Source organism: Pseudomonas sp. P5_B2 (assembly GCF_056400445.1).
The window spans coordinates 1-512 of record NZ_JBFULH010001532.1 but is presented as its reverse complement, the minus strand read 5'-3'; the positions used below and the strand labels follow the sequence as shown (position 1 = coordinate 512).

1 protein-coding gene is annotated in these 512 nt (G+C 59.8%); it reads left to right on the top strand.

Going from position 1 to position 512, the window contains the following annotated elements; genetic code table 11:
• Positions 1–131: 131 nt before the first annotated feature.
• A partial coding sequence (locus tag AC1DRJ_RS32230; RefSeq protein ID WP_477805645.1) for an AMP-binding protein occupies positions 132–512 on the top strand: 381 nt, incomplete at its 3' end.

The following is a 512-nucleotide window of genomic DNA, read 5'->3' as shown; positions in this document are numbered from 1 at the left end:
GGTTACCTGATCACCAACATCCAGGGGAGGAAAACAGGCTGTCCCGGTTCGCGGTCTTGACGTGGAATCCGACAGAAAGCCCTGGCTGCCTGTCCGCTCCCCGATCACAGACTTTTGAACGGAGCGATGCCATGCATGGCTTGATGATGCACAAGCAGCTGTTGATTTCCTCACTAATAGAACACGCCGACCGCCATCATGGCGATACGCAGATCGTATCGCGCAGGGTGGAGGGCGATATCCATCGCTACACCTTCCGTGACTGCCACCGTCGCGCGCGCCAGCTGGCCAGCGCCCTGACGGGCCTGGGTGTGCAGCCGGCCGACCGCATCGGTACGCTGGCGTGGAACGGCTACCGTCACCTGGAGTTGTACTACGGCATTGGCGGCATGGGTGCCATCGTGCACACCATCAACCCGCGCCTGCATGAAGACCAGGTGGCCTACATCGCCAATCATGCCGAAGATCAGTACCTCTTTTTCGACCTGACCTTCCTGCCGCTGATCAAACTC